Source organism: Staphylococcus sp. EG-SA-15 (genome assembly GCF_017151895.1).
Lineage (GTDB): Bacteria > Bacillota > Bacilli > Staphylococcales > Staphylococcaceae > Staphylococcus > Staphylococcus aureus.
Window position 1 is genome coordinate 39,808 of the sequence record NZ_JACVZN010000007.1, and the last position, 17,855, is coordinate 57,662.

Here is a 17,855-nt window from a genome sequence, read left to right on the forward strand (position 1 = left end):
TTATAATTTTTCATAAACGTCATGTAAATTGTATTGTGTTTCATATTGATAAGCGACACGATATAACGTTTTTTCATCGAATGGTTTACCAATGAACTGTAAACCGATTGGTCGGCCATTTGATTGTCCACAAGGAACAGAAATACCAGGTAATCCAGCTAAGTTTACTGGTGTTGTTAATAAATCATTGGCATACATTGTTAATGGATCATCAATTTCTTCACCTAAATTAAACGCAGTTGTAGGCGCTGTTGGACCAACTACTACATCATAATTTTCGAATACTTTATCAAAGTCATTTTTAATCAATGTTCTAACTTTTTGAGATTTTTTATAGTAAGCATCATAGTAACCTGAACTTAATGCAAATGTACCTAAGAAAATACGACGTTTTACTTCTTTACCGAAACCTTCAGATCTTGACATTTTATATAATTCTTCTAATGAATGAGCTTCTTTAGAATGATAACCATAACGAATTCCGTCAAAACGAGAAAGGTTTGACGAAGCTTCTGATGATGCAATCACGTAATATGATGGAATACCAAATTTAGTATTTGGCAATGATACTTCCTCAACGACAGCACCTAAAGATTTTAAAGTTTCTACAGCGTTTTGAACTGCTTTTTTTACGTCATCAGCTACACCTTCACCTAAGTATTCTTTAGGTAATGCAACTTTTAATCCTTTAATATCTTTACCAATTTCAGATGTAAAGTCTACATCATCAACTGGTGCACTTGTAGAGTCATTAACATCTGCACCAGAAATAGCTTCTAATACGATTGCATTATCTTTTACATTTCGAGTCAATGGACCAATTTGGTCTAATGAAGATGCAAAAGCAACTAATCCAAATCGAGATACACGACCGTATGTTGGTTTCATACCGACAACGCCACAATATGCAGCCGGTTGTCTAATTGAACCACCTGTGTCTGAGCCTAAGCTAAATGGTACTAAGCCAGCTGCAACTGCTGCTGCAGATCCACCTGATGAACCACCTGGTACTGCTTTATGGTCAAATGGGTTAACTGTTTTTTTGAAATAAGATGTTTCTGTTGAACCACCCATTGCAAACTCATCCATATTTAATTTACCGATTAAAACGGCATTCTCTTTATGTAGTTTTTCCATTACAGTAGATTCGTAAATTGGCACAAAACCTTCTAACATTTTACTTGCACATGTTGTTTCTAATCCGTTTGTAATAATGTTATCTTTTATACCCATTGGAATACCAAATAATTTGCCATCCATTTGATCTTTTGCTTGTAATTCATCCAATTCTTGCGCTTTTTTGATTGCATTTTCTTTATCCAGCGCTAGAAAAGACTTAATTGTTGGATCAGTCTCTTCAATTGCATCATATATATCTTTAACAACATCAGATGGTTTGATTTTTTTGTCTTTTATTAAAGTTAATAAATTCTCAACCGATTCGTAGCGAATGCTCATCTTACGCGTCCTCCTCATTCATGATTGTAGGCACTTTAAATTGTCCATCTTCTGTTTCTTTGGCATTTTTCAAAGCTAATTCTTGCGGAATACCTTTAATTGCTTTATCTTCACGTAAAACGTTTTGTAAATCTAAAACGTGATATGTAGGTTCAACGCCTTCTGTATCAGCGCTATCATTTTGTTTTGCAAAATCTAAAATGCTTTCTAATGTGTTGGCCATTTCTTCCGTTTCTTCAGGAGAAATTTGAAGTCTTGCAAGATTCGCGATATGCTCAACTTCTTCACGTGTTACTTTTGTCATTAATAAAAGCCTCCTTTAAGTCATTCATCACTAAATTGTATCAAATTTCCAATTAAAAATCTAAGTATTTATGAGGTGCTACTTTAATTTCATATAAACTGTATAAACATTATCATTCGTTTATCAAATCATTTTTTATGAAAACAACACTCTTTTAATATTAGACAACCCAATTCAATATTATGATTATGCAATTTTAATTATAAAAATTTGCTCATATCCAAAAAATACGAAAGCGCTTTCTATATTGGTATGCAAGTATTTCAAAAAGAATAAATTTAATTTTCCTACTTTTCTAAACATTTATCTTTATGTATAATGTTTTCAAGTAACTAAATTATAAATTAAATAAAGGGAGTGTTTATCATGCTTACAATGGGGACAGCATTAAGTCAACAAGTAGATGCCAATTGGCAAACTTATATTATGATTGCCGTCTACTTCTTGATACTAATCGTTATTGGCTTTTACGGTTACAAGCAAGCAACTGGTAACCTAAGCGAGTACATGTTAGGTGGACGTAGTATTGGACCGTATATTACTGCATTATCAGCTGGAGCTTCAGATATGAGTGGATGGATGATTATGGGGCTACCTGGTTCTGTCTATAGCACTGGTCTATCAGCTATGTGGATTACAATCGGTTTAACATTAGGTGCTTATATAAATTACTTTGTTGTTGCTCCTAGACTTCGTGTTTATACCGAATTAGCTGGAGATGCAATTACATTACCAGATTTCTTTAAAAATCGTTTAAACGATAAAAATAATGTGTTAAAGATTATTTCTGGATTGATTATCGTAGTATTCTTTACATTATATACACATTCTGGTTTCGTATCTGGTGGTAAATTATTTGAAAGTGCTTTTGGATTAGATTATCATTTCGGTTTAATATTAGTTGCTTTCATTGTCATTTTCTATACTTTCTTTGGTGGATATTTAGCTGTATCAATTACAGATTTCTTCCAAGGTGTCATTATGTTAATTGCGATGGTTATGGTCCCTATTGTTGCTATGATGAATTTAAACGGCTGGGGAACGTTTCATGATGTAGCAGCTATGAAACCTACAAATTTAAATTTATTTAAAGGGTTATCATTTATAGGAATTATCTCTCTATTTTCATGGGGATTAGGTTATTTCGGTCAACCTCATATCATTGTAAGATTTATGTCTATTAAATCACACAAGATGCTACCTAAAGCTAGACGTTTAGGTATTAGCTGGATGGCTGTTGGTTTATTAGGCGCTGTGGCTGTTGGTTTAACAGGTATTGCATTCGTACCTGCTTATCATATTAAACTAGAAGATCCTGAGACATTATTCATCGTGATGAGTCAAGTACTCTTCCATCCTCTTGTAGGTGGTTTCTTACTTGCTGCGATTCTAGCTGCAATTATGAGCACGATTTCTTCACAATTACTTGTAACATCTAGTTCACTAACGGAAGACTTTTATAAATTAATTCGTGGTGAAGAAAAAGCTAAAACGCACCAAAAAGAATTTGTTATGATTGGAAGATTATCTGTATTAGTTGTAGCAATTGTTGCCATCGCGATTGCATGGAATCCAAACGACACAATTCTAAACTTAGTAGGTAACGCTTGGGCCGGATTTGGTGCATCGTTCAGTCCACTTGTGCTATTTGCACTTTACTGGAAAGGTTTGACACGTGCCGGTGCTGTAAGTGGAATGGTTTCAGGTGCCTTAGTCGTTATCGTTTGGATTGCGTGGATTAAACCATTGGCACATATCAACGAAATATTCGGCTTATATGAAATTATTCCTGGATTTATTGTAAGTGTAATCGTTACATATGTTGTAAGTAAACTTACTAAAAAACCTGGTGCATTTGTTGAAACTGACTTAAACAAAGTTCGTGACATCGTTAGAGAAAAATAATTCATAAGTCTTAACAAATTAAAAAGGTACTAATGTTAATCAAAATTATGACTAACATTGGTACCTTTTTATTATCTTTAATTTACAATTAATTACTGTAAATATGAACTTGCGGTTCTTTGTCATCTTTTGTCTTACTAATTAAAGCACGTGGTTGGTTACCATCTTTAATACGAATTTCATAGTTATCGATTTTATCGAAATATTTATTCGCTTGTTCAGTAACGTACTGTGTAATACCAATTGTTTCAGCTTGTCCATAGTAATCGATTGGTAAATCTACTACTAATCGTTGTGGCTTTTTATCAACAAATTTAACTTTCCCTACTGCTTGTGTGAAATTAGAAAAATATGATTGCAAATTATCATTAAATTGCTTGAAATTATTATTTAAATTTTCATCATAATCTGCTGCTGTTGAAGAAGGTAATAAAGCTGATTTTTCATTGATATTATGCCATTCATTAAGCTTTGTTTGACTCTTTTCTGCAGTCGCTTGAGTGATAAATTCACCTGGTGTGATTGAATCTTCACTTGATTGCTTATAAATTGCAAAATGAATTGGTATATCTTTTAAATCATCATTTTCACGTAACCTTGATAATATCTCACTAGCCATTTGTTTACCTTGCTTTTTAACTTCGCTATCATCTAGTTTTTTACTAAAAGTCGATCCATCTTTTTCTTTTTTATAGTAATAAACACTATTCATAGCTAAACCAATCGTCATACCTTTAATATTCTTACCTTTTGTATCTCCACCACCATAAAAATCTTGCTCTAAAATGTTAGATAAATAGGCTGGTGATTTTTCTGCAATCTTTTCAGGATCTGTTTCACCTTCGTGTGATGGATTAAGTCCTAAATTTTCATTCGCTTTCTTGTCTTTTTTATCTTTTTCAGACATTTTATCGATTTCACGTTTTGTATACTTAGGATTTAAATAGGCATTAATTGTTTTCTTGTCCAAAAATTGACCATCTTGATACAAATATTTATCTGTTGGAAATACTTCTTTACTTAAGTTCAATAAACCATCTTCAAAGTCGCCGCCATTATAACTATTTGCCATGTTATCTTGTAAAAGTCCTCTTGCCTGGCTTTCTTTAAATGGTAACAATGTACGATAGTTATCACCTTGTACATTTTTATCCGTTGCAATTTCTTTTACTTGATTTGAACTATTGTTATGTTTTTGATTATCTTTTCCAGCCTGGTCATCCTTATGGTTACCACAAGCAGCGAGTATAAAGATAGCTGTAATCAATAATACTAATGTACGCTTCATCGACATACCCCTCTAACTATTTAATTCATTTTGCTTATCTACAAATTGTTGCTCTGTCCAAATTTCAATACCTAAACTTTGTGCTTTTGTTAATTTTGAACCTGCATCTTCACCAGCAATAACGACATCTGTATTTTTAGTAACGCTACTTGTAACTTTAGCACCTTGTGATGCAAGCCATTTAGATGCTTCATTGCGTGTCATTTGATGTAGCTTACCAGTCAGTACTATCGTTTTACCACTAAATTCAGGATGTCCTTCAATATCTGATGTTTTGATACCTTTATAAATCATATTAACATGTTTATCTTTTAATTTTTGAATTAAAGCACGAATATCTTCATTTTCTAAATAAGTAACTACAGATTGTGCTACTTTATCACCTATATCATGAATTTCTACTAATTCCGCTTCAGTTACCGTTAGTAATCGATCTATCGTTTCATATTTTTCTGCTAACACTTGGCTCGCTTTAACACCTAAATGCCTAATACCTAGACCAAATAATAAATTTTCTAAAGAGTTGTCCTTAGCTTGTTGAATGGCAGCTAATAAATTATCAACTTTTTTCTGCCCCATTCTGTCTAAAGGTAATAAATCTTCTTCTGTTAAATAGAAAATATCAGCAACATCTTTAATTAATTCGCTTTGATAAAGCTGTTGAATAATTTTAGTGCCTAAACCATCAATATTCATGGCTTGTCTTGATACAAAGTGAATCAATCCTTCAACAAGTTGTGCTTGGCATTTTGGATTAATGCAACGAAGTGCTACTTCGCCTTCAATACGTACTAATTCATGTCCACAACTTGGACAATGGGTTGGCATATGATATGTGACAGCGTCCTCAGGTCTACGTTCTGGAATACTACGTACAACTTCAGGTATGATGTCACCTGCTTTTTTCACTACAACACTATCACCAATTCGAATATCTCTGTCATGAATTAAATCCTCATTGTGCAAAGATGCTCTTGATACAGTTGTACCAGCTACTTTTACTGGTTCTAAAATAGCAGTAGGTGTGACTACACCTGTTCGTCCAATACTTAATTCAATATCTAATAATTTAGTTACTACTTCCTCAGCTGGAAATTTATAAGCAATGGCCCATCTAGGAGATTTTTGTGTGAATCCCATCTCATCCTGTTGATCTAAATCATTAACCTTAATAACAATCCCATCAATATCATAAGGTAATGACTCTCTTTGGCTTGTCCATTTTTCAATATACTCTAAAACACCATCGATATTATTTACACGCGCTCTATTTTTATTCGTTGTAAAACCTAATTTATCTAACTCATCTAATGCTTCACTTTGCGAACGCGCATTGAAATCAGTGAAATCATTGACACTATATATAAATACGCTTAGCTTTCGTTTTGCCGTTAATTTAGAATCTAACTGTCTTAATGATCCCGCAGCAGCGTTTCTTGGATTTGCAAATAACTGCTCATCATTTTTTTCTTTTTCTTCATTTAATCGTAAAAATGAACGTCTCGGCATATATGCTTCACCACGAACTTCTACATTTAATGGTTCTTTCATTTTCAAAGGTATCGCATGAATTGTTTTTAAATTTTCGGTAATATCTTCACCTGTTGTTCCATCACCACGTGTTAAACCTTGAACGAAGTATCCATCAACATATTTCAATGATACTGCTAAGCCATCAATTTTTAATTCGCACATATATTCAACGTTGCCAATTTGTTCACGTATGCGTTGGTCGAATTTTCTCAAATCATCCTCATTAAATGCATTCCCTAAACTTAACATTGGCGTGTCATGGTTGACTTTATTGAAAGAGGCTTGGGCTTCACCGCCAACTCTAACTGTTGGAGAATCTACAGTCTTATACTCAGGATGCTCCTCTTCTATTTTAATCAGTTCATGAAGTAATTTGTCATATTCACTATCTGGTACAGATGGATTATCCTCTACATAGTATTCATAACTGTATTGATTTAATAAATCATGTAACTCGTTCACACGAGACGATAAATCAGCCATCCCTTAATCCTCCTTTTTTTCAATTGGTGCAAATTGCGCTAACAAACGTTTTGGCCCTTGTGATTTAAAGATAATATCTAGTTCGATTGAGCCATTTTTCTCGTTTACATTACTCACCATACCTTCTCCCCAAGCTTTATGCATCACTTTGTCACCTACATTCCAATCAGATGACGATACTTGTTTTTTCGTTGACGTTGTTCGTTGACTAAATCCACGTTTAGCAAAAGGTTTTGCCTTAGGTTGTATCGTTTGTCGTTTGCCACTTGAATGATTTTCTAATAGTGATTCTGGAATTTCCTTTAAAAATCTAGATGGCATATTTGACTGAGGGCGACCAAATAACATTCTTGATGTCGCATGAGTGATATATAACACCTCTTCAGCCCTTGTGATTGCTACATAACAAATACGACGTTCTTCTTGCATTTCATGATCATCTTCACTCTTAATCGCTCTAATATGTGGGAATAAAGATTCTTCCATCCCCATTATAAAGACGATTGGAAATTCAAGACCCTTAGCCGAGTGCATCGTCATTAGTGTTACGCCATTTTCAGTATCTGCCTCATCAATATCAGCTACTAACGATAAATCCGTTAAAAAGTTAATTAATGACTGTTCTTCTAATGGGGTATTTTCCTCATAGTCTTTTGGTACTGACATAAATTCATCGATGTTTTCTAATCTACTTCGAGATTCTAATGTATTTTCACGTTCAAGCATTTCTCGGTAGCCAGACTTTTGTAATACTTCATCAACTATTTCATGAATTTCTAAAAATTCTTGTTCTTTTATCAAGCTTTGGATTAACTCGTAAAAATTAAGACACTCTTGTGTCACCTTTTTTGACAATCCGATAAAATCAGCTTCTCCAAGTGCATCAAACATACTGATATTGTTTTGAAGTGCATAGTTTTGAACTTTTTCAACAGATGAAGGACCTACACCTCTTTTTGGAACATTAATAATACGTTGCAAACTAATGTCATCATTACTATTGGCAATTATACGCAAATAACTTAATAAATCTTTGATTTCTTTACGGTCATAGAACTTTTGGCCACCAACCATTGTGTATGGCATATTAGATTTCATGAATGTTTCCTCAAGTACACGTGATTGTGCATTTGTTCTATATAAAATTGCCATATCTTGATATTTCTTACCATTACGTTGATGCTTCATAATTTCTCGTATTACAAATTCCGCTTCATCACGTTCTGTCATTGCTTCATAGTAATGAATTTTCTCACCATTCGTATTTGCAGTCCACAGTCCTTTTGGCTTACGTTCAGAATTATTTTTAATCACTTCGTTAGCCGCATTTAAAATCGTTTTCGTCGAACGATAATTTTGCTCTAAAAAGATTGTATTCGCTTCTGGGTAGTCATTTTCAAATGATAAGATATTTTGAATATCAGCACCACGCCAACCATAAATTGACTGATCTGAGTCACCTACAACACATAAGTTTTTAAACTTACTTGCTAATAATTTAACTAATGTATATTGTGCTTTATTAGTATCTTGATACTCATCTACATGAATATATTGGAATTTGTTCTGATAATATTCTAGAACTTCTGGTACACGCTCAAATAAGTTAATCGTTGTCATAATAAGGTCATCAAAATCTAACGCTTCATTACGCGACAATTGGCGTTGATATCCACTATAAACCGTTGCTACCATTTGCGAGTGATAATCTGTGGCTTCTTTTTGAGCATCTGCAGGTGTTTTAAGTTCATTTTTCAAATTACTGATCGCACCGATAAACATACGAGGTTCAAACTTTTTACTATCAATATTTTCATTTTTTAAGACGTCTTTAATAACAGATTTTTGGTCTGTAGGATCAATTATCGTAAAATTGCGTTCTATACCAATTCGATCTGCATCACGACGTAAAATACGAACACACATTGAGTGGAATGTTGACATCCAAATAACTTCTGCTTGATCACCTACTAATTTTTGAACACGTTCTTTCATTTCTCTTGCAGCTTTATTTGTAAAAGTAATAGCCAAAACATTGTATGGTGAGACATCTTTTTCGTCTAATAAATAAGCAATTCTATGTGTTAAAACACGTGTCTTCCCTGAACCAGCACCTGCCATAATTAACAATGGTCCTTCTGTTGTCTTTACAGCTTCACTTTGCTCTGTATTCATATGATTTAATAACGCATTCATTTACTAGACTCCTTTATTTTTACTGTTTTTAAAGCTTTTTTAATATCTTTATAAATAATATCACCGACGATAATTGTATCTGCAATAGCTGCCATCTCTGTCGCTTGTTGTTCTGAGGAAATACCGCCACCATAAAAAAGTTGCGTTTCTGTTAGATGTTCTGAGACAGCTTGAACCTTTGATACGTCGCCATAAATGCCACTATACTCTATATACATAACCGGTAATCGATACATATGATTGACCATTTGGGCATATGCTTCTAAATCTTCTGTTGTTAAATCTGTATTTGCTTTGGTATGTTTTGCCACTTTGCTATCAGCATTGCACACGACATACCCTTCAAATATTACTTCTTCAAAATCTATACTATGTCCATATGTTTTAAGCGCTTCTAATAATGTACCATTGTGAAATGCAACATCTGTACTGTTCAGTACTGTAGGTACAAAATAAAAATCAAAACCAGGCATTACACTTTCGATGTTTGATATTTCAAGTACTAAAGGCAATGGGTATCTTCTTACTCTGCTCATTAAATGAATGACATTATCTTCAGTAACGTCATCAGTTCCACCAATCATAATTGCATCTGTTTGAGACATACAAATCGCATCTAAATCATCATCTGAAATATGTTTAGCTGGGTCTAATTTAAAAATATGGCGCCATTTTTTAATGTCATACATTTTCCGAAACTCCTTTTTTAACATACATATGATTATAGCATTTTTAAGTGTCGAGTTCTAAAGACTTAATATGAAATTTAAGTTCTTTTACTCTGTAAATTTTTTCGTGAAAAAACAATGATTATCTACCTTATTAGTGCAGATAGATAACCATTGTTTATCGTTCATTTATTATTCATTTGTTTCAATATTCATACGATCTAAAATCATTGTATAAGCATCATTACCCCATTGTAATGAACGCTTCACTCTAGAAATCGTTGCAGTCGATGCTCCAGATTCTTGTTCAATCGTTGCATAGGTATAACCTTGCTTAATCATTTTAGCAACTTGTAATCTTTGAGACAGTGATTGAATTTCATTTACAGTACACAAATCATCGAAAAATTGGTAACATTCTTCTCTATTTTCTAACGTTAGTATTGCATCAAACAATTCATCTAACGCTGCACCTCGTAATTTTTCAATTTGCATATCGAAACAACCCCTATAATTTTATTCTTTATGTCATTTTAACGCATTAATCTATTAAAGTGTAGCGATTTATATTTTATTAAATCTGAATCGTTACTTTATTTAATTTTATGCTAATCCAGCGCGTTCGAAAATAGTGTCAACTTGATTCAAATGATGTTTAGGATCGAAACATTCATCCAATTCTTCTTTTGTTAAAACACTTGTAATAGACTCATCTTGTTCGATTAATTCACGGAAAGGTGTTTTCGTTTCCCAAGATATCATCGCTTTTGGTTGTACTTTGTCGTATGCTTCTTCACGAACCATACCTTTATTAATTAATGCTAATAAGACACGTTGTGAGAAAATCAGACCAAATGTTTTATCTATGTTATTACGCATATTATCTTCAAATACAGTTAAACGGTCCACAATATTTGTGAAACGATTCAATGCATAATCTAGTGCTATTGTAACATCTGGTAACATAATACGCTCAGCAGAAGAATGAGAAATATCTCTTTCATGCCATAATGGCACATTCTCATAAGCTGTAGTAATATAACCACGAATGACTCTTGAAATACCTGTGATATTTTCAGAACCAATTGGATTTCGTTTATGAGGCATTGCAGATGAACCTTTTTGGCCTTTTGCAAATGCTTCTTCAACTTCTCTTGTTTCGGTTTTTTGAAGGTTACGAATTTCAACGGCAAATTTTTCTAGTGACGTCGCGATTAATGCTAATGTCGCAATATAGTATGCATGTCGATCGCGTTGCAATGTTTGCGTTGATACAGGCGCTGTGCCAATACCTAAATGTTTACACACATAACTTTCTATTTCAGGAGGAATGTTAGCAAAAGTACCTACTGCACCACTCATTTTCCCTACTTCAATTTCTTCTCTTACTTGTTTGAAACGTTGTAAGTTACGTTGCATTTCCGTGTACCACAATGCCATTTTGACACCAAATGTAGTTGGTTCTGCATGCACTCCATGTGTACGTCCCATCATCAATGTATATTTATAATTTTTTGCTTTTTCAGCTAAAACGTCGATAAATCTTTCTAAATCTTTTTCAATAATGTCATTTGCTTGTTTAATAACGAAACTTAAAGCTGTATCTACAACATCAGTAGAAGTTAAACCATAATGTACCCACTTACGTTCTTCACCTAGCGTTTCAGAAACTTGTCTAGTAAAGGCTACAACATCATGGCGCGTTTCTTGTTCAATTTCTTGTGCACGTTCGACATTTACCTTTGCGTTTTGACGAATTTTTTGTACGTCAGCTTTCGGTATATGTCCTAATTCACTCCATGCTTCACATGCTAAAATTTCCACTTCTAACCATGCTTCATAGCGATTTTGATCAGTCCAAATATTAGACATTTCTTCTCTAGAATAGCGTTCAATCATTTTTTTAACTCCTATCGTATGTATACTCGAATTTTCAAAAACAGAACATTTTTAATAAAAATAAATAAAAAGTTCGTTTTTAACTCTACTCTTCACAGTTTAACAGAATTGGTTATAAATGTATAAAAAATTTCCGTATATTCTCATTCTATTTTATTTTTTACATTAATACAATTATCTATGGCAGATTAATACTGATTTCTAATTGTAAATGTTCGCAATACTTTAATCTAATTGGTATTTATAATGATCCATTAAGAATATATTTTTGCATTTTAGTTTTTCTCCCCTCAACTACACTATCCAACTTTTTATTACAATTAGGACAATCAATAGCTTTAGTAATACCAGAATTTATTCACTTTACTTCTCCTATTGTATGGAATTTTCAACAATCTACTTTTCCTAGTTTCATAATATTTCTTCTTACATTTCATAATATGTTTTAAAATTATTCGCTTCTAATATAACAAATTTTCTACTCACAAAAAGAATATATATTCTATTGCATAGGTGTGGCATTTTAAATATAAGACATTAATATTGAACTCCAGAATCGTATAAATACGAAACTGATTATAGAAAAATACGCAGAGATTTTTTTAATAGTAAATTTTTATAGAAAGACATAAATTGACTACGCTTCTTTCAAAATCGACTAATATATTTTCATGAAACTTTCGATCATATTAATTATTGAATGAGATGTTTGCAATTTAGTAAATAAGCTACTAAATTATTACATAAACTGATAATGTGTAAAAATTAATTATTTTTTAAACATAGATTAAAATTTTATATTGAAACTCTTAACTAAATTTAATATAATTATTTTATAATAAAATAAAGGAGTTTTTATATGAAAAGAAACTTTCCAAAATTAATAGCTTTAAGTTTAATGTTTTCTTTAAGTGTTACCCCTATTGCAAACGCTGAGAGCAATTCAAATATCAAAGCAAAAGATAAGAAGCATGTGCAAGTTAATGTCGAGGACAAGAGTGTTCCTACTGACGTACGTAATTTAGCGCAAAAAGACTATCTTTCTTATGTTACTTCACTTGATAAAATCTATAATAAAGAGAAAGCCTCGTATACACTTGGTGAACCTTTTAAAATTTATAAATTCAACAAAAAGAGTGATGGTAATTATTATTTTCCAGTTTTGAACACTGAAGGTAATATCGATTATATAGTTACAATTTCACCAAAAATCACTAAGTATTCTAGTTCATCTTCTAAATACACAATCAATGTTTCTCCATTTTTATCTAAAGTCTTAAATCAATATAAAGATCAACAAATTACTATTTTGACAAACTCAAAAGGTTACTATGTGGTTACTCAAAATCATAAAGCTAAACTAGTACTAAAAACACCACGTCTAGAAGATAAAAAGTTAAAAAAGACTGAGAGTATACCTACTGGCAATAATGTAACGCAACTAAAGCAAAAAGCTTCTGTCACTATGCCAACTAGTCAATTTAAAAGTAATAATTATACTTACAACGAGCAATATATAAATAAACTTGAGAATTTCAAGATAAGAGAAACTCAAGGTAACAATGGTTGGTGTGCAGGCTATACGATGTCTGCATTACTAAATGCGACTTATAATACTAACAAATATCATGCAGAAGCTGTGATGAGATTTTTACACCCAAACTTACAAGGACAACGATTCCAATTTACTGGTTTAACGCCAAGAGAGATGATTTATTTTGGACAAACTCAGGGAAGAAGTCCACAACTTCTTAATAGAATGACTACATATAATGAAGTTGACAATCTTACTAAAAATAATAAAGGAATTGCTGTTTTAGGTAGTAGAGTAGAATCAAGAAATGGTATGCACGCAGGGCATGCCATGGCAGTTGTTGGGAACGCTAAATTAGATAATGGACAAGAGGTTATAATTATATGGAATCCATGGGATAATGGTTTTATGACTCAAGATGCTAAAAACAATGTTATTCCAGTATCCAATGGCGACCATTATCGATGGTATTCATCTATTTATGGTTATTAAAATTTGTATTTTAGAAAGGTAAATAATATTATGGAACAAATTGAATTATTTAGTATTGATAAATTCAAATGTAATTCAGAGGCTAAGTATTATCTTAATATTATTGAGGGAGAATGGCATCCTCAAGATTTAAATGATAGTCCTTTAAAATTTATTCTCAGTACCTCAGACGATTCTGATTACATTTGCAAATATATAAATACAGAACACAAACAACTCACATTATATAATAAAAATAATAGCTCAATTGTTATTGAAATATTTATACCAAATGATAATAAAATACTACTAACAATTATGAACACAGAAGCTTTGGGAACTTCTCCTAGAATGACTTTCATTAAGCATAAGTCATAAGACTATCTAGATATGATTAAGTAAACTATTAATCTTATTAAAGGTCTCTAGGAAGAAAAAATTTCATGCGATGAGATTGTTTTAGAAAAAGCGACGATATATATAATCTAACAATAATTTTTAAAATATTAAGAACCCCCAGCATATGCTTTATATAGCTTGCTGGGGATTTCTCATACAATATGGATCGAGCATCTTGCATGTATAAACAAATAGGCTATTCAAAGTAAAATTACTCAAACTTTGAATAGCCTTTCCTCTTCAAATAGTCTTTATTTAAATTGGATTATGTTATTGGATTTTCTTACCTACAAAAATGATTTCTTGATGTGATACTTCAACCGTGCCATCTTTTTGCTCTTGAAACACGGGTTTTTCAATACGTTTTACCGGCATATACCCTTGCATTTTCATTCGTGACAAACAATCAGCAATTGTTTCATTCTCATTTACTTTGAATTTCATGTTCTACTACACTTTCCAGTTCTTCTGGTTCATAATCTTTAAGCTTTCTACGACGAATGCCTTTAGTCCAGAATCCACCATGTATGTTTCGAGGTTCATACGCAATGATAAATGCTTTCGGATCTAAATTTTTTATCGTATCCATCAATTTACGTTCATATTTTCTTGGTGTTAAAATTTGCATCACCATACGACTACCATCTCTACCAAACGCAGCATAGTGCGTAACGCCATATCCTAAATTTCGAAGTTCATTCGGTAAATCTAACTCATATTCTGCTGAAGTTACATTTACAACTGTATAACCTAATGCCAGTTTTTCTTCTATTTTCATACCAACAATGATACCTATTGAAAAACCAAATGCGTAGGCAATAATATTTTGAATATGGTCTAAATTAGACATAACCAAACCTAAACCAACGATATAAACTAATACTTCTAAAAAACTAACTGATGCAGCAATATAACGATAACCTTTCAACGTTAAAATTGTTCGCATCGTTAAAAACGTTACATAACAAACGTTAATGATAAATATAGTTAGTACCATTAACCATGGATTTTCTGTTACGAATGACATAAGGCGCCCCACTCTCTTTCAATTACACTTTAAATACCAAACTGCTTCAAACTAACCTTAATGAATGCATATTAATATAATATAGTACGAAAACTCTCATAAATAAATAGCGAATTTGTCATAAATAAAAATTTATTCTCAAATGAACATACTTACTTTAGTTCATACACTTTCAATTTATACACTGAAGTAGTCTAGCTGAATGTGGTTTAATGTTATTAATTCTAACTCATATTTAATTTAAGTCACACGTTAGAAGAAAAAATTAAATTAGGATTTTGGCCACGTGTATCTTGTATATGCAAGTTCACGTTTGTGTGCATTTCGTATATAATGATTTTCAATTACTTTTTGTTCTTCTGGCGTAACTGGCTTACCTTCTAAATAATTATCAATCGCCTCATAAGTTACACCTAATGCATCTTCATCTGGAAGCTGTGGTTTATCATCTTCTAAATCAGCAGTTGGCGTTTTTTCATATAATTCCTTTGGCGCACCAAGATACGCTAATAATTGACGACCTTGTCGTTTATTCAAACCAAATATAGGTGCGATATCTGCAGCACCATCACCGTACTTCGTATAAAAACCAGTTATATTTTCAGCTGAATGATCTGTTCCTACTACAATACCTTGTCGGTTTGAAGCAATTGAAAATTGTACTTTCATACGTTCACGCGCTTTTTCATTTCCTTTTTGGAAATCTGTAAGAACAATACCGGCTTCTTTTAATGATTGCACACTTTGATCAACTGCAGGCTTAATATTGACTGTTACTATTTCATCTGGTTCAATGAATCGCAAAGCTTGGTCAACTTCATCAGCATCTTTTTGAACTCCATAAGGTAATTTAACTGCAATAAACGTACAATCAATGCCTTCTTCACGTAATTCGTTAACAGACATTTGTACTAATTTTCCAACTAATGTAGAATCCTGTCCTCCTGAAATACCTAACACTAAAGATTTTATAAATGAATGTGATTGTACATAATTTTTTATGAATTGCTTTAATTCCATAATTTCTTCAGCACTATCGATACGCTTTTTCACTTTCATTTCTTGTACAATAACGTCTTGTAATTTACTCATTATCTTCTTCCATCTCCTTAACGTGTTCCGCAACTTCAAAAATACGTTTATGTTTATTATCCCAACATGCCTTGCTTAAATCGACTGGATATTCTTGTGGATTCAGGAAACGCTTATTTTCATCCCAAATAGATTGTAATCCTTGTGCTAAATATTCACGTGATTCATCTTCTGTTGGCATTTGATATACTAATTTACCATTTTCATAAATATTATGATGCAAATCAATGGCTTCGAAAGATTTTATAAATTTCATTTTATAAGTATGCACTGGATGGAATAATTTTAAAGGTTGTTCATCGTATGGATTTTCATTTTCCAAAGTAATATAATCGCCTTCTGCTTTACCTGTTTTCTTGTTTATAATGCGATATACATTTTTCTTACCTGGCGTCGTAACCTTTTCAGCGTTATTTGATAATTTAATACGATCACTATATGAACCATCTTCATTTTCAATAGCTACAAGTTTATATACTGCACCTAATGCTGGTTGATCGTATCCTGTAATCAGCTTTGTACCAACGCCCCAAGAATCTACTTTTGCACCTTGTGCTTTCAAACTCGTAATCGTTTCTTCATCCAAATCATTAGACGCGATAATTTTAGTTTCAGTAAATCCTGCTTCATCAAGCATACGTCTTGCCTCTTTAGATAAATAAGCGATATCTCCAGAATCTAATCGAATACCTACAAAGTTAATTTTGTCACCTAATTCTTTTGCAACTTTTATTGCATTTGGCACGCCAGATTTTAAAGTATGGAATGTATCTACTAGGAACACACAATTTTTATGTCTTTCAGCATATTTTTTGAAGGCAACATATTCGTCTCCATAAGTTTGGACAAATGCATGTGCATGTGTACCAGACACAGGTATACCAAATAATTTCCCCGCCCTAACATTACTTGTAGAATCAAAGCCCCCGATGTAAGCAGCTCTAGCGCCCCACAATGCTGCATCAATTTCTTGCGCACGACGTGTACCAAACTCCATTAATTTATCATTTGATGCAATTTGACGAATTCTACTTGCCTTTGTTGTAATTAGTGTATGGAAATTTACAATGTTTAATAAAATTGTTTCTATTAATTGCGCTTGAATCAATGGTGCTTCTACGCGTAACAATGGTTCGTTACCAAAGCATAACTCGCCTTCTTGCATCGAACGGATGCTTCCTGTGAATTTTAAATCTTTTAAATATGATAAGAAATCATCCTTGTAGCCAATAGACTTTAAATATTCCAAATCAGATTCTGAAAATCCAAAATGTTCTATAAAATCAATGACGCGTTTTAAACCATTAAAAACAGCATAGCCACTATTAAATGGCATTTTTCTAAAATACAAATCAAATACAGCCATTTTTTCATGAATATTATCATTCCAATAACTTTCAGCCATATTTATTTGATATAAGTCATTATGTAACATTAAACTGTCGTCTTCTAATTGGTACACTTGTATCTCTCCAATCGACCTAAATATTTTCTTACATTTTATCATAATTCATTTTTTTATATACATAAGAGCCCCTTAATTTCCATACTTTTAATTAAAATCAACCAACAATTTAATGACATATACATAATTTTTA

15 protein-coding genes are annotated in these 17,855 nt (G+C 32.3%); 3 read left to right on the top strand and 12 right to left on the bottom strand.

The genetic code is table 11. From position 1 onward, the window contains the following. On the bottom strand, positions 1–1,458 hold the full coding sequence (gene gatA, locus IDG64_RS05445) for an Asp-tRNA(Asn)/Glu-tRNA(Gln) amidotransferase subunit GatA (RefSeq protein WP_000027918.1): 1,458 nt from the start codon (positions 1,456–1,458) through the stop codon (positions 1–3). A gap of 1 nt (position 1,459) precedes the next feature. Continuing rightward, positions 1,460–1,762, bottom strand: coding sequence for an Asp-tRNA(Asn)/Glu-tRNA(Gln) amidotransferase subunit GatC (gene gatC / locus IDG64_RS05450; protein WP_000170162.1), 303 nt, complete (start codon positions 1,760–1,762; stop codon positions 1,460–1,462). Between the two features lie 366 nt (positions 1,763–2,128). Between gatC and putP the strand changes: the two genes are divergently transcribed. Further along, positions 2,129–3,667 (top strand): sodium/proline symporter PutP, encoded by a 1,539-nt coding sequence (putP, locus tag IDG64_RS05455; protein ID WP_000957020.1) that lies wholly within the window; start codon positions 2,129–2,131, stop codon positions 3,665–3,667. 88 nt (positions 3,668–3,755) lie between these two features. Here the strand turns inward: putP and IDG64_RS05460 are convergent, their stop codons facing one another. The 6 genes from IDG64_RS05460 to purB all read right to left on the bottom strand — a co-directional run bounded on the left by IDG64_RS05460 (position 3,756) and on the right by purB (position 11,734). Then, entirely contained in the window at positions 3,756–4,955 is a 1,200-nt protein-coding gene (locus tag IDG64_RS05460; RefSeq protein ID WP_000831698.1) for a CamS family sex pheromone protein, read from the bottom strand. Between the two features lie 12 nt (positions 4,956–4,967). Continuing rightward, positions 4,968–6,971, bottom strand: a complete 2,004-nt coding sequence (gene ligA, locus IDG64_RS05465) for an NAD-dependent DNA ligase LigA (RefSeq protein WP_000774565.1) — start codon at positions 6,969–6,971, stop codon at positions 4,968–4,970. Between the two features lie 3 nt (positions 6,972–6,974). Beyond that, on the bottom strand, positions 6,975–9,167 hold the full coding sequence (gene pcrA, locus IDG64_RS05470; protein WP_000992931.1) for a DNA helicase PcrA: 2,193 nt from the start codon (positions 9,165–9,167) through the stop codon (positions 6,975–6,977). Next, a complete protein-coding gene (gene pcrB / locus IDG64_RS05475; RefSeq protein WP_000272064.1) occupies positions 9,164–9,856 on the bottom strand; it encodes a heptaprenylglyceryl phosphate synthase in 693 nt (230 codons plus the stop codon). The genes pcrA and pcrB overlap by 4 nt, the downstream gene beginning before the upstream one ends. A gap of 171 nt (positions 9,857–10,027) precedes the next feature. Beyond that, positions 10,028–10,330, bottom strand: a complete 303-nt coding sequence (locus IDG64_RS05480; protein ID WP_001165363.1) for a YerC/YecD family TrpR-related protein — start codon at positions 10,328–10,330, stop codon at positions 10,028–10,030. A 108-nt stretch (positions 10,331–10,438) separates the two neighbouring features. Then, on the bottom strand, positions 10,439–11,734 hold the full coding sequence (gene purB, locus IDG64_RS05485) for an adenylosuccinate lyase (protein WP_000572878.1): 1,296 nt from the start codon (positions 11,732–11,734) through the stop codon (positions 10,439–10,441). 859 nt (positions 11,735–12,593) lie between these two features. On the opposite strand from purB, the gene scpA reads away from it, so the two are divergent. Together scpA and IDG64_RS05495 are read left to right on the top strand one after the other, a co-directional pair. Next, a complete protein-coding gene (scpA, locus tag IDG64_RS05490; RefSeq protein ID WP_000827767.1) occupies positions 12,594–13,760 on the top strand; it encodes a cysteine protease staphopain A in 1,167 nt (388 codons plus the stop codon). A gap of 30 nt (positions 13,761–13,790) precedes the next feature. Next, positions 13,791–14,117, top strand: a complete 327-nt coding sequence (locus IDG64_RS05495; RefSeq protein ID WP_000434933.1) for a staphostatin A — start codon at positions 13,791–13,793, stop codon at positions 14,115–14,117. A gap of 291 nt (positions 14,118–14,408) precedes the next feature. Here the strand turns inward: IDG64_RS05495 and IDG64_RS05500 are convergent, their stop codons facing one another. The 4 genes from IDG64_RS05500 to IDG64_RS05515 form a co-directional block, all read right to left on the bottom strand. Beyond that, complete coding sequence (locus IDG64_RS05500) at positions 14,409–14,582, bottom strand: NETI motif-containing protein (RefSeq protein ID WP_000669861.1); 174 nt, start codon at positions 14,580–14,582, stop codon at positions 14,409–14,411. Next, positions 14,563–15,165, bottom strand: a complete 603-nt coding sequence (locus tag IDG64_RS05505; protein WP_000011542.1) for a DUF2179 domain-containing protein — start codon at positions 15,163–15,165, stop codon at positions 14,563–14,565. Before IDG64_RS05505 ends, IDG64_RS05500 begins: the two co-directional genes overlap by 20 nt. Before the next feature lie 270 nt (positions 15,166–15,435). Then, on the bottom strand, positions 15,436–16,257 hold the full coding sequence (gene nadE / locus IDG64_RS05510; protein WP_000040866.1) for an ammonia-dependent NAD(+) synthetase: 822 nt from the start codon (positions 16,255–16,257) through the stop codon (positions 15,436–15,438). Continuing rightward, on the bottom strand, positions 16,250–17,719 hold the full coding sequence (locus tag IDG64_RS05515) for a nicotinate phosphoribosyltransferase (RefSeq protein ID WP_000284433.1): 1,470 nt from the start codon (positions 17,717–17,719) through the stop codon (positions 16,250–16,252). Before IDG64_RS05515 ends, nadE begins: the two co-directional genes overlap by 8 nt. Positions 17,720–17,855 lie beyond the last annotated feature (136 nt).